The sequence below is a fragment of the Cellulophaga sp. genome, from assembly GCF_039943695.1.
Classification (GTDB): domain Bacteria; phylum Bacteroidota; class Bacteroidia; order Flavobacteriales; family Flavobacteriaceae; genus Cellulophaga.
Map to the genome: position 1 here is coordinate 15,021 of NZ_JBDVAA010000044.1, position 13,750 is coordinate 28,770.

Sequence of the window (13,750 nt, forward strand, 5' to 3'; positions counted from 1 at the left end):
AATTTAGCTAATGCTAATTTTATATTTTGTGAGTAAGCCAAACAAACCGTCTTTAGAAAACTTAGCCCCTTTAATTGCATTATCTTCTGGGTCTATACTAAAGTTATAGGCGGTGGTAAAGTCGGTTTTAAGTAATATAGTGTTACTAAAAGCAGTGTTTTTTAAGTTGCAATTATCAAAAACGGACTCTGTTAATGTTGCTTTAGAAAAATCTGCCTGTTCTAAATTACAGTTTTTAAAAAGCATTTTTTTTATAATTAGCTGATAAAAAGATGCTAGTTGTAAATTACAATCATTAAAAGTAAAAGACAATAAAAACGGATTACAGCTAGTAAACTGTACACCTAGTAACTTGCAATTGTTAAATGTAACGGTGTTAAAAGAAGTGTTTTTAGTTTTTGCGTTGGTAAAGTTACACTCTGTAAATGTACATTCTATAAAATTAACATCAGACAGGTAGGCTTCCGTAAAATTACAGTTTACAAAAGTACAGTTATCATACTCTGCAAGAGCCAGCCTGTTTGTTTTGTAGTCTTCCTTAGTAAAGGTTTTGTCAATAACAAGTGCATTCATAGGTTTTGGTTGTTATTATGTATAGTTTCAACTTTGTTTTTAAAGAGCTCTTTGTCTTTATCAGATATTCTATTTAAAGACGAGTTTATTCCTCCTTTAAGCATATTGTATTTATCTAAAGTAAAATTTAACTTTATAATGGTTATAAAAAGTACTTTTTTAGTTTCTACACTTTTTATATCAGAGATAGGAATTGTCTTTTTATTAAGAATGGTTGTTGTTTTTCTTATCCAGATAGTGTAGTCAGTAAAGTATACATTGTTATTGTTAATTGTACATATTATTTTATTTTGTTTAAACTGATTGTAAATCATTAGCACTAAATAAATTGAAATTATTACAGGAGAAAGTAATATTACAGACATAAATACCAAGAAAAATATAGATTTTGCATCAGTTATAGTTTTGCCGTCAAAAAAACTCAAAAACATAGTTACTGTCAGTGTAGATAGCCCTATAAAAATAAGAAGAAGAACAGTTAACACAAGCAATAGTGTAGCTTTTTCCTTTTTAGATTGATAAAAAACAGATGCGTTTTCTGACTTCATATATTGTTACTCACTTTTTAAAACTATTGCCATTGTAAGTGTACTAAAACGAAGAATTTTTAGGAATACTTTTGCTCTTGTTGCTTTAGTCTTTTTTATATTTTTTATGCTCTATTTTCTTTTTTTCTAAAATTGCATAAAATTTTCGGGGAGATATTTTTAGGTCTTTTGTAATTTCACTTACTTTTTTCTTTCGTTTTTTATACAGTTTTAAATTATCGTTTACTTTTTTATTAAAGTAATATTTTTCTAATTTTTCAACTATTTGTAATTCAGTTAAATTAGAATCCTTTGCGTAGTTATCAATTTCTAATTTAATTTTGTTAAGTTTTTCACTCATATTTATGTGTGTTAACGTTGTTGCCATTAGTTATTTTCTCAAATATGTTGATTCATTTGTTTTGTTTACGAATATAATTCCATCATAAGCATTCAGTAATTTTTCTTTTTCAACCATTTTTGGACTATAAGTAGAACCAATTCCTCTATACTTTATTTTTGTATTCAAAAATTCATTCATTAATTTATTTTTGGAAATAGAATTAAAATCAAAAAAAAATATTCTTAAATTACTTTTGCTAAATAATTCACTACTTGTATTTTTCAGTGGTTTTTTAATAGTGTATTTTTCTATTTTATTTTTTTTAGGATTTATAGCATAAAAATTGCCCGTTGCAAAATCAAAACCAATACTGTAATATTTTTCTCCATATTTTTCTTTTAAAAAATGACCCATTGAAAAATCGTTTGTATAAGTTATTTTATTCTTTTTTACGTGGAAATTATGTGTCCAAACAAAAACTTTGCTATTATTTTCAGATGTATTTATTATTTGGCTAACGTTTTCAGACATTCCTTTATCTCTGTTTTCCTGATTAAAATCTAAACGAAAATTTATATATTGAATTAAAGAGTTTTGTATTCCTAAATATAATTTTTTACTCTGAATATTAGTTTTTATGATGTATTGTTTTAATTCAAACATTATTTCTAAATGTTTTTTTAATTCTTCCTTTTTTAAATTTTCAGATTTTTTTCTCGATTGGTAATGAACTAAAGTATTTAAATAACCCTCATTGTTTTTGATATTATTTTTTTTGACTAAATCAAACATTAGTTTCGCTGAATTAGTTGCATCCATAATATCTACTCCATAAAAATTAAGTTGTTCGGATTTCTTTTTACCAATATTATATTTTTTCATCCATTCAATTAGCGATAAAACCTCTTCGTTATTCCAAATCCAATAGCCCATTTTACGTATTAATTTTCTTGGGTCAGCATCTTTTCCTTTTATGAAATTATCTATCTCAATGCAATTTCCAAAACTTGCTTCAATTGCGAAATTTTTCACCCCTTGGTTTTTTACTAAATATTTAAAGAACTTAATTTTTAAGTCAAAAAATTCTTTAGTTCCGTGAGTTGCCTCACCAAATCCAAATATTCTCACATTCTCAAAAATACTATCCAATTTATCACTTTTATTAAATTCGATTTTAGGGTTTGTTTCCTGAATTTCAAAAGCATTTTCGTCTAATATTTCGACAATAGAATTTTCTTGTCCAAAAACCGTAGAGTTTGAAAAAGTAATAAATATAATCGTTAGAATAATGTTCTTCATAATTAATGGCAACGTATTTATATAGTTTAAGTACTAAAGTTAACAAATAAATAATATGCAAAAAATCCGCAAGTCCCTACGCTTCGGGATTCTAAAGGAGGGGAGCACTAGTAATTAATTACATACGGTATTAGCAAACGTTATTCGCTAAATGTTCCATCTCCATTCCATTTTAAAATTTTTGTAGGTGTATCAAAGAATGGTCCAGAATCACTTTCTGATTTTTGATTTTCATATTTGATTTCTATATTTTTTCCTTTTCTGGGTAATGAAAAAGTAAGTGAAGGATGAAGAGATTCGTATTCTAAAATTTGTTTACGAGTCATTTTAGAATAAAAATCAGTAATTATTAACCTTTTTGTTACCTCTAAATTTGGATAATACTCTTTGAATATAGGTTTGTCTGAAATTTTTAGGTCATTATCATAGGTAAAAAATTTAAAATCACTTTGACCATAACTATATGTTCTTGTATTTCCACCATAAGTAGAGATAGCAATCAGTTTTTTATTTTCAAAATTCCAGTAACACATTTCAAATCTAATTTCTGTATTAATATTGGAATCGAAAGAAGTCTTTATTGATAAATAACCATTTTTTTTATCAATAAAGATATTTTGATTCATCTTACCATCCGATATTTTTTTATTTTTCACTAAAGATTTTCGTTCTTGTTTACCTATAATTGTATATTCTTCAGGTAACATATAAAATAGGTCTACTATATTTTGGCTATACGAACAAAAACTACACAATAGAAATAATGTAAGTATGTTTAATCTTCTTCTTTTCATTTTTTTTAATATTTGCTAACCTATTTGTATTTGGTTAGTAGAGAGGTTAAGCGCCTAATGTAGGACATGAATACAATGGAATATTTTAAAAAGAATTAGAGCTTTCCTTAGATACGTTTTCATGAAGCTCTTTTAGTAATTCATAAACTAGTGTTTGATTCTTTTCTTTATACCTTCTTATCCAAAATGAATAAACAAAAAACACTCTGTGGCTTAATTTACTCTCTTGGTCTTTATTAGGAGAGTAATTTTCATCAGACAAAATACCTTTAACCTCTTCGCTAGCAAAATCATTAATTGTATTCTCAATTTCTTCATATACATCCCAATAATTATCTGCATATTGGACTTGAGAGTACATTTTATTGGTTAAGTCGTTTTCGTACCTAATAGATTCATTATTTTCAACTTCAGTATAAGCAGTTAATAAGGCTTTTACTATTGACGACGCACCTGAGTCTTTGTATAAATTGTTGTTTTTAAATATTAAATAAAGTACTTGTTTTTCTTTAGGTGTTATAAGTTTTTTTAAGTTTTCTGGACTCCTATCTATACTACTCCAAATGTAATTTATAATAGAAAATTCGTCTAGTGCTAACCTTGGTTTTCCAAATTGTTTGCTGTTTATAAATGCTCCACTCCACCATATACTTGACATAATATTTGTATGATCAAGATTATGAGATTTAAAAGCAAATTTTATAAAGTTTTTGGTATTTATAATTGGAGTAGATTCATCAGTAAAACTAATTAGAGTTTCTGCATTAATTTGGTTTTCTAAAGTTAAAATTTCAGCGCTACTATTTTCAATTTTATGGTTCGATTTGTCTAAATCCCCAGATATAACATTAATAATAGAGTCTTTTGCTGTTAATTGTCTTTGTAAATTATTAATTTGAAGTTGTTGTTCTTCAGTTTTATTATTGCAAGAGTATAAAGCAAATAAAAGAACTATTAAATATAGTTTTGATATGTGTTTTCTAAAATTCATATTTTTAGCTTTTAAATTGTTCTAACTTTTATTATTTACTGTGTTTTAATTAGGATTGTCGTCTGTTAAATAACCATTAAAAACGTAACCTTCAGTAGCATATGTACTGTTTGTATTTAATTTTATACACACCCAGTTTCCAGTAATGTATTCATTTATATCCTCATTATAAATTGTTAATTCTTTATTTGTTCTTCGGATAACGTTAACAGCTTCTCCGTAACTTAATGTATGAATTACTTTTCCTTTTTTTCCAGGTTGATCTCTACAATAAAGACCTTTTTTTGCAGATACGTATTTCCAATGGTTTGTTCTTGTAAAGTTGAACTTGATATCGTTGGTTGATATATAATCAAGATTTAATGAATTTTTAAGATAAATAACTATTCCTCTACTGCTAATAGTATCTGATAGTTTTCCGTAAGCATCAGAAGAGTATTTTTCAATTATAATACCATCACCTCTATTAGAATAAAAGGTTTTGCTTTGGGAAGGTATTATGTATTTACTTGTAGAAGTTAAAGAATCTGTAGCTATTAGTTCTTTCCCGTTATTTCTTAAGAATAAAATTTTTGACTTATAAAATGAATTGTCTGAGTTATTTTTAAACCCCCAAAACACTAGTGCATCTAAAAAATTATCATGACCAAAATCAAATGTAACTATATGCTTACTCATAATAGATACTCCTTTTGAAGATATTATGTCTAAATCTACTGTGTTTTTTGTTGCTGTTTTGGCCGCACTAATTATAGAGGCTTCATCGTTTGCTAATATTTTTGTTTCATTGCTAGTTTGGTCTTTCTGTGGGCTAATGGCTTTTTTACAAGAAAAACAAGCAAATAAGAACACTAGGCTTAATATGTGAGTACTCTTAATCATAACTGTATTCTTTTCAAATTTTTTACAGTCTAAATATTAAGATTATTTAATACTAAAGTAACCACCAATATATATTCGTGGTTTTTCAATTTATATTCGGTGTTAAAAAATTAACTGATAGGAGAGTTAGGGAGTAAGGCCTGAGGTTAGTATTGTTTGTAGGTTTTATAAGTAAATGTTATTTTATTTTAAATTGGTCTGAAATCCACTTTTTAAGTAATTCAATCTTAGGGTTTTTCGCGATATAAAATTTTTCATTGATATTAATTATTATTTTATCCTCGTTTGGATTAAAAATTATTTTAAAATAATTTGAATCTTCATTTTTTCCTTTTATAAAATAAATAATGTAAATATTAGAACTTTCATTTAAAACATAACCTTTTTCAGTTTGATATTTTAACTCTTTGAGATTTTCAACAAATTTTGGAGCTCTTTTTTCTTTATAATAAGAGCTAGAAATTAAAGTTTTAAATTTATCGGTTATTATAATGTTAGCTTGTGTAGATTCATTTTCCTTAAAATAGGAATTAAAATAATTATTTAAACTGAAATCCTTTTTAAGATAGTTATTGATTATTGTAATATCTTTTATTTTGGAATCATATTCTATACACTTTGAGGAATTCCATGTATTACAATCTTTATCCAAATAAGTTTCATATGATAATTCTATAATATGCCCAGCTTTAAAGTAATCTGAATATTTTGGACTAAACTTGTATCTAATAGTACTAGATTTTTTTGTCATTTTAATTGAGTCACTTGTAATAGATTTACTTAGGTTTTTAATTATAACAAGACTATCTGTATTTATTTTATATATTTCTTTGTAATGCTCAATACTGTCAAGTTTTTGTTTTAAGTTTTTTATTTTTTTATTTTGAAATTGAGAATACTTTTTGACATTTCTGTAGTCGTTTGAAAATATGTATTTAGTAATTAAATGTGTGCTAATTTTTTCCTGACTGAATATGTTTTGAAAGACTAGAATTAGTATTGAAATTAGAAACGTTTTTTTTAGAGTCATTTTATAATTTTTGCTAACGGTTTTGTGTATGAACAGTACGGGTTTGTATGCAAGGAATTTCTGAAGGAAATTTAGACGTTACAAAATTGCACTAACCTTTGATTAAGCACTAAATTACGCATTATTTTATCCGATTTTGGTAACTGAACTTTGTGTTTATCTTGTTTCTATCAATTCATTGTTTTTAATAAAAACTTCTTTTAGATTATTTATCCTAAAGGGGATATTTAGTATTGTGTCTTTTTTATTAATTATTAAGGATGATATTTTTAAAATTCCTCCCTTATTTTTTAAGTGTTTTTTTATTCTATTAATATTTCCAGGAATTAACGGAATGTCCATACTAAATGAAATATTCATTGAGTGTTTAGGCAAAATATGATAGGATTGTTTAAACGATTTAATATAGTCTCTTTTGTAAGGAGTTAATTCAAATAAGGTATCATTTATAGCAAGAAAATCATTATTTGCTTCATTATTGTAATATTCAAAACTATTTTTGTTTCCTATGATAATGGTACTATCACTATTATTTTTTATTTTAATGTTAAAGGCAATATTACTTAATAAATGCGTCTTAACTTGCTGAACATATTTCTGTGTGTATTCATAATATATCAATTCATTACTTTTTATCTCTATGCTGTTTTTATTTGATTTACACCCAAGAATCAGTATTAATAGAACAAAAGCGTATTTATACATTATAATTATTTTTTTTCGATAACGGTTTGGAAACTTGGCACCCAAAACAAAGTCTTCCCTGTGAGTCTCTCATATCTATTGAACATTTCATTTTTTTTGGCTAGAACTTAAATAAGGTTTACTTTGATATTTTGCCTTTATAGCGTTTGTTAAATATCTTCTAAAGTTTTTCTCTGTTATGTGTTTGAAGCCGTCACTGGTTTCGTATGTGTATACCCTTTTTCAATATACTTTAGAAAATCACTGTCCGGTTTTCTGATTCTTATACTGTCTTTTTTAACCTTTAGATATTCTTCAATTATATTTTGTCCATTGGTTTTTAAAAATGAAAATTCTTACAGAAACATAAGTATTGATTTTATTCCAATTTTCATCATTTAGTTCTTTTTGGTTACTATACTTAGAATTAAGCCTAACGTGTATGTATATGGTTAGTGGCGTGTTTAAACACCCAATTTAGTAAATAATTACCAACCAAAAGAGTCCGCAAGTACTTTGGTAAGTAGGCTAAAACCTAGCAATAAATTATATAATTTGTTGTGGTACGTTTTTATTTTTCACTTTTTGTAATTCGGTCGAATTTTTCTTTTAACCTTATATAATCTTCTCCATTTAAATTCGTGGTTTCAAATTCTAATTTGTTCAGTTTCTTTCTAACATCGTTAGTTTCGTCCGTTTCATAAATATTCATTTTTCGGATAAATTTTATTCCTTCAGTTTCCGTTTTAAAATATGTTCTTGAGTCAACTAATGTTGCATAAGGTTCATTTTCCAAACGTTTTCTTTTATAAAGCAAAGCATTTTTTCCTCTAATTATTTCTCCTAATATAAAACCGTTTTTTTCGTAGAAATTCAGTTCAATATCCATTAATTCGGTGTGAGTGAATTCTACCTTTATTTTTTTGCTTTCTCCTGCTTTATATTCTGTCGTTGTAGATTTTCCTTCTTTTTCTTCTGCTATTTTAGAGTCAATCAAAACAGCGTTTTCATCAGTTTCAGATATCGATTTTTTAGTTTCGTTCAGCCAATCAGTTTGAAGTCCAAAAATGATAAATATTACAATTAAAATTTTGTTCATAATGCTGGTTTAAAATTACCTACAACGTTTAATATATGTGTCGCAGCAAGGCAAAAAGTTACCTTGTTTTTCGATTTTTCTTGCGCATTGATTGCTAACTTTTACCTTTTGCAAGCATTGCGCCTTACCAAAAATACAACAACCATTCGATTAGTCACTTAGTTGCTATGATCATATATATGGTGTTGTGTGTTGTTTTATTTTTGATTTAATACTTCTCCATAAAAGGGAAAAACCAATTACGGTTAATATAATTCCGCTTATTAGAGCAGAGGAGGTTTTAATATCAGTGAAAAGGCCACCAATCGAATTGAATATTGAATTAAACAAACCTCCGTTGAAAAAGCCAAATGGGAAAAGAGCGAAAACAAATATAATTGCTAAAACAGAATCGATAATTGACTGTTTTAGTTTCCATTTTAGAATTCCAATAATTAGCCCTGCAAATATTAATGTTCCGATACCCCAAAGAGCCGATTCCATTAGAAAATAAACAATACTTTCAGATGTCAATTTATCCGTTTCTTGATTTAAAATTGGTTGGGTGCTAAAATAAAAACGTTTAACTCCGGAGATTAATAATATTAATCCTAGAGATTCAATTATTACAGTTTTCCAGCTTAGATTTATACTTTTTTTCATGTACTTCATTTTAATAACACACAACGGCTCGGCTATGATTAGTACGGGAATTAAAAGTAGTGAACTTTCGATTAAGCACTTAGCCAAAACTTTTTATTTTGTTTTATCTTTTTCTTTATAAAGCCAAATCAAAAAGATTTGGCGGACTTGGTTAAAAGCACTAAACATTGGGTTAAGCACCAAATCCCGTATTAATTATAGCCCTTGTTGGCAGTAGTTTTTTATATTTTCTTCAGTTCATATGTTAATAATTCTTCTTTCGGATAATCTCCTAGTTTATTCCAAATTTCCACACAATCTATTATTCCGTTGGAAAAGTGAACTGTTAAATCAGCCAATACATTCTCATTTTTATTAATGAGCTCAAACTTGGTTAATTCGTGATTATGTTCTCCAAACATCTGTTCAAGTTGTGATTTAGACAATCTATGCTCTTCAATTCCATTTTCAGGTTTTAGATAAACATACAAACCAACACGAGTATGTTCAGATTCTTTTTCCGTTAATAGTTCTATTTGTTCAAGTAATTGACTTTCAAATTTTTCGGATTCGACAGTCAATTCTATTATTGTAGATATGAGTTCAGATTTTATCATTTAATAATCAGTCGCAATTATCAAATTCGGTTTTTCTCCGACTTCTATTTTTCTATAATTTATAAAAGCTCCACATTCCAAAATTGCGTTAAATAATTCAGGTTCGTTTTCTTTCAAGTATTTTCCGTTATCAATTTGTAAAATAGTTGGTTCGTCGGTCAGTTCATCAACACAGTCAATCCAAGCATTCATATTTTCTCCATAATAATCCGGAAAGTTCATTTCTTTCTTAAATTCAGAGTGGAATGTCTTCCAATTTTTTAATCTTTTTCCTTTGATTCTGAATGTTTGCATTTCGGTGTTTAAATTACTGCCAACGGTCTTGTATATGAAAAGTAGCGGGTTTTAAGCACTAACTTTTCGGTTTACAACTGACCTCTATTTTATTGTTTATCTTTTGTTTAAGCACTTAAGCCACTATTTTTTATATACTTTGTTAGGTGCAGTTATTATTCTTAGAATCTCATTCGTTTATTTGAATCATAAAAACCTTTTATATTTTTCCCTGTGTCAGACAGTAATTTTTCTATCAACCCCTCTTTTATTCCTAAAGTTCTATAAACATTAATTTTAATAATTGTTTCAATAAATATAGAAGCATATAGCAAATCAAATTTTTCAAATACTTTTTTATTGGAACTTCTGTGAACTAAGTAATTACGTGTTTTTACAATCCTAGTTATATATTCTTCTACGTTCCAATCTGAAGGTAGTAGTTTAGAAAAATCAGATTGAAAATCGTACAATCTTTTTTTAAAATTGGGCTCATTTATGTGAGCCAAATTATTTCCAATTAGTTCCTTAATATCACTTTTTTCGATGGACTCCAATATCCCTTCTTTTATTGATTTAAATTCAACTTTGTCAAATAACTTGTAGTTTTTAAAACGTCTATGAAATGTTTCTATAGAGAAACAATTATTTAAAAAATAATTTTCCCGACTTAGTTTGTTGTTAATTGACTTTTCTAAAACTAACTCCACACTTGTGTGTAGGTCTTTGTTTTCAAACCAATTATGAATTATATTACTCAAGTCAGGTTTAATATCTTCAAAATTAATTCTTGGATTCATTGGAGACGGGGCGCCTAAAGAATTATTACCAAACCAATATAATTTAACGGGTGGTTCCTTTCCTTTATAAAAATTTGTTTTATCAATATGAGTATTTCTATTGCTAAAAATAAATAGTATTTTTTTTAATTCTTTGATTAGATGTAAATAGTCCCAAATATTTATATTACAATTCTGGGATTTGATTTTAAACCCAACATTTTCTTTAATGGTTATTTGATTATTTTCACGCTTAAAATTTATATTGTTCGAAGAGAAAATTTCTATCGATAAATCATCAGATTTATAAATCTCAATAATGTCAATATCTTCAATTGTTAATACCTTATCGGTGAAAAGGTTATTATTTATTGACGAAATTTTTGTCCAATCCAATAATCCGGACATTTCGATATTTACTCTGTCAAAATAATAAGATTCTGGATTGTTGATGAATTCACCTTTAAACAAATATTCAGCACTATATTTTTTAACGTCAGCACCTGCTCCAGTTGACATTCCAATATTTTGGCAGTTTACTAATGTAACTTTTCCAAAACCATTGAAAACTCCAATTATAGTTTTTATATTACTGTGGCTTCGCTTACTTGAAGAGAATTCAATTTCTATTATTTCATTAGATATAGAAAGTCGAACAAAATCAATGGACTCATTTTCGTTAAAAGGTGAAACTATTTTTCCTATATAATTTTCCATTAATTTTTATACAATATTGCTAATATTATTCTCTTTTCAATTTTTCTTTAATCCATCCAATTCTATCCTCTGTTGGTGGTATAAATGACACCTTATTTTCGCCTTCTGATTTCCAGTATAAATGTTCATCTATGTAAGGAAAAAAGGTTAATTCTACTGTAATTCTTAAAATCATAATTGTCATTCCGATAATTCCAATAGTTACTTCGACTGGAACTTCTTCTTTATCTGTATACTCTTTTAATGGATACCAATCTGCGTGTAGAGAGTTTATATGAATTTGTTTTTTACTTAATATTCCCCAGGCTTTTCCAAAAAGTGGCACTTGCTTATTCGCTACAGATATTGAATATGTTGACTTAATCTTATCATTTTTAAAGTCATCCAGTGTTTTTGGGTCTGAAATTAAATGAGTAACAGTAGCACACATTTCTATTACACTTCTTAATAATATACCACTTTGTAACCTAAAACCACACCTTAATGTTTGAACAGAACTAATAACAGTATTTGAAGCGTTTCTTAATAAATCTCCACAAGTAATAAAAAGTTCTTCATTGTCGTTAAGGGCTTGTTTATGACCAATAAATAGTAAAGGCATAATTTCACTCAAATCAGAACTCATATTTTTGAATTCGTCTGCATAGATTTTATCAAAAGATTGATTAATTTGAGGTCCAATTCTTTGTAATTGATTTATAAGTTGATTTCTTTTAAAAATCATCCTTTCTCCTTTTTCTTCATCAGTATAAATACCAGCGATATCCTCTTTTGGAATTCCACTTTCTTTTGCAATCAGTTCTAAGTATTCATCTTTGTTCATAGTTTTTTTCGTAATTGCACCTAACGGTTAGTATAAAACACGTAGGGCAGAGGATAAGCACTACATTTGGGGTTTAACACTTAGCCTAATATAATATTTTGCTTTTATTTTTTTATTGAAAACGTCAAATTTTATATTTGGCGGACTTAGAAAGTAAACACAGAACTTTGGAGTTAACACGGAAGCCCTATGTTTTTTATACATTGTTAGCAAATGTTTATAGGTCATCATAGTTTTTAAATAAGCTCATATAGAAATATGCCATTTCTCTTGAATTTGTTATGTTCGTTACTATTCCAGGTGAGAAAATTAGAAATTCTTTTTTATTAATTACTATTTTTTTAAAAACTTTATAGATAGATTCCGTTTCATAATCTCTTTTTAAAATTATAGTTGATTCGTCTTTAAATTCTATTTTAAAATCTTCTAATTCTACTTCAAACAAATTTTCATTAGAGAGTGTAATAACTGAAGACATTTGCCTTAATAGAGAAGAATTAAATGGTTCTTTTGAGTTGATTTTTGTGTTTTTAGGAGTGTCATTTATTGCTGTCCATATTGCTTTTCCTTCTTCTCCTATATTAAAAAGAGAAATTAAGGAATAATTACCTTCTATATATGGTGTAAACGCAGTGTCTTTATGTATTGTATCTGTTGAGCTTAATATGGATTTAAAAATATTTATAAAAACTTTTCTATCAATAGAATGTAATGAGTTCTTGTATTTTTCCCAATTTAATAAGTCTGTCTCTGTCTTTTTTTTGTTAAAATTCTTCGCCATTCTTAATTGCACTATGGCAATATCTATTAATTCTTCTTTAGAAGGGTTGTATTTGTATCCGTGCGAATTATTTTCTTTATAATAAATAAAGTAAGCTTTTTCTTTTTTATTGTATTTAAAATATAAGACTGCTATTTGGTTTGTATTTGTTCTATATATGATACTTTCATTATCTTTATAGTATATTTTAGTGTAATTTTCTGAATGTAATTTTTCAAATTTTTCAATACTAACAGCAGTTGAATCGTTTGTTTTTACAATATGAAGTTTACCTTCATCTCCAAAAAAACCTTTATAAGGAATATTATCTTCAAAACCATATACATTATAGTTTGATAAATAACTGTCAATTATTAAATCACACAATTTCCAATTAAAAGTATAATTCCCTTGGTATGTTTTTTTGGAATATTTTAAAGAAACATTAAATGGTAATTGAATTTTTTTATTATCAATCTGTATTAAGTAATTAGGTGTTTTAATATGTAATTTTGTTTTTATTTCTTTCCAATCAATTACTGAATCGTTCTGTTGTATAATAGTTGTGTTTTTTTGTGTAATTTTTTTTGGTGCTTTCTTATTTGAATCTCCACAAGAAATAGTTATAATACTTAAAATTAAAATTAATAGTTTCATTTTTTTTTGTAATATTTGCTAACTAGTTAATAAACGCAATTTATTGCGTTTATTCGTCCATATTGGTGGTATAAACACACGTTTTCCATTTTTAGTTACTATTTTTCTTACAATATAAAAACATTTTTTATACTACAATTACAGAAATACGTAATTTCTAATTTTTTAATTAAATAATTACATAACACAAAAAAAGCCTCTAAAAAGAGGCTTCTTTATATTACTTATTATTCTCTATTGTGGGTTATTCGTTTAGGTTCATAATTTTTAAATTGTTCTTA

16 protein-coding genes are annotated in these 13,750 nt (G+C 26.7%); all 16 read right to left on the minus strand.

Going from position 1 to position 13,750, the window contains the following annotated elements; translation table 11 throughout:
* Positions 1–3: 3 nt before the first annotated feature.
* On the minus strand, positions 4–573 hold the full coding sequence (locus ABJD66_RS03240) for a pentapeptide repeat-containing protein (RefSeq protein WP_348128169.1): 570 nt from the start codon (positions 571–573) through the stop codon (positions 4–6).
* Complete coding sequence (locus ABJD66_RS03245; RefSeq protein ID WP_348128172.1) at positions 570–1,121, minus strand: hypothetical protein; 552 nt, start codon at positions 1,119–1,121, stop codon at positions 570–572. The genes ABJD66_RS03240 and ABJD66_RS03245 overlap by 4 nt, the downstream gene beginning before the upstream one ends.
* Positions 1,122–1,206: 85 nt before the next feature.
* Positions 1,207–1,461, minus strand: coding sequence for a hypothetical protein (locus tag ABJD66_RS03250; RefSeq protein WP_100894213.1), 255 nt, complete (start codon positions 1,459–1,461; stop codon positions 1,207–1,209).
* Between the two features lie 30 nt (positions 1,462–1,491).
* Entirely contained in the window at positions 1,492–2,742 is a 1,251-nt protein-coding gene (locus ABJD66_RS03255) for an erythromycin esterase family protein (RefSeq protein WP_348128175.1), read from the minus strand.
* A gap of 140 nt (positions 2,743–2,882) precedes the next feature.
* On the minus strand, positions 2,883–3,536 hold the full coding sequence (locus ABJD66_RS03260) for a hypothetical protein (RefSeq protein WP_348128177.1): 654 nt from the start codon (positions 3,534–3,536) through the stop codon (positions 2,883–2,885).
* An 85-nt stretch (positions 3,537–3,621) separates the two neighbouring features.
* The gene (locus ABJD66_RS03265) at positions 3,622–4,527 is read right to left on the minus strand and encodes a hypothetical protein (RefSeq protein WP_348128179.1); all 906 of its coding nucleotides are present in this window, start codon (positions 4,525–4,527) and stop codon (positions 3,622–3,624) included.
* A 45-nt stretch (positions 4,528–4,572) separates the two neighbouring features.
* Positions 4,573–5,409: an SH3 domain-containing protein gene (locus tag ABJD66_RS03270; RefSeq protein WP_348128182.1), complete on the minus strand. Its 837-nt coding sequence runs from the start codon at positions 5,407–5,409 to the stop codon at positions 4,573–4,575.
* A gap of 178 nt (positions 5,410–5,587) precedes the next feature.
* A complete protein-coding gene (locus ABJD66_RS03275) occupies positions 5,588–6,439 on the minus strand; it encodes a hypothetical protein (protein WP_348128185.1) in 852 nt (283 codons plus the stop codon).
* A gap of 156 nt (positions 6,440–6,595) precedes the next feature.
* Complete coding sequence (locus ABJD66_RS03280; RefSeq protein WP_348128187.1) at positions 6,596–7,144, minus strand: hypothetical protein; 549 nt, start codon at positions 7,142–7,144, stop codon at positions 6,596–6,598.
* Positions 7,145–7,694: 550 nt separating this feature from the next.
* Complete coding sequence (locus tag ABJD66_RS03285; protein ID WP_348128190.1) at positions 7,695–8,222, minus strand: hypothetical protein; 528 nt, start codon at positions 8,220–8,222, stop codon at positions 7,695–7,697.
* A gap of 171 nt (positions 8,223–8,393) precedes the next feature.
* Positions 8,394–8,864, minus strand: a complete 471-nt coding sequence (locus tag ABJD66_RS03290; protein ID WP_348128193.1) for a hypothetical protein — start codon at positions 8,862–8,864, stop codon at positions 8,394–8,396.
* Between the two features lie 221 nt (positions 8,865–9,085).
* Positions 9,086–9,460 carry a hypothetical protein gene (locus ABJD66_RS03295; RefSeq protein ID WP_348128196.1) on the minus strand — a complete coding sequence of 125 codons (375 nt, stop codon included), beginning with the start codon at positions 9,458–9,460 and terminating at the stop codon, positions 9,086–9,088.
* A complete protein-coding gene (locus ABJD66_RS03300) occupies positions 9,461–9,754 on the minus strand; it encodes a barstar family protein (protein ID WP_348128199.1) in 294 nt (97 codons plus the stop codon). It lies immediately after the preceding gene.
* A gap of 161 nt (positions 9,755–9,915) precedes the next feature.
* Positions 9,916–11,229: a HEPN domain-containing protein gene (locus tag ABJD66_RS03305; protein WP_348128202.1), complete on the minus strand. Its 1,314-nt coding sequence runs from the start codon at positions 11,227–11,229 to the stop codon at positions 9,916–9,918.
* 25 nt (positions 11,230–11,254) lie between these two features.
* The gene (locus ABJD66_RS03310) at positions 11,255–12,052 is read right to left on the minus strand and encodes a hypothetical protein (protein WP_348128205.1); all 798 of its coding nucleotides are present in this window, start codon (positions 12,050–12,052) and stop codon (positions 11,255–11,257) included.
* A gap of 217 nt (positions 12,053–12,269) precedes the next feature.
* The gene (locus ABJD66_RS03315; RefSeq protein WP_348128208.1) at positions 12,270–13,469 is read right to left on the minus strand and encodes a hypothetical protein; all 1,200 of its coding nucleotides are present in this window, start codon (positions 13,467–13,469) and stop codon (positions 12,270–12,272) included.
* Positions 13,470–13,750 lie beyond the last annotated feature (281 nt).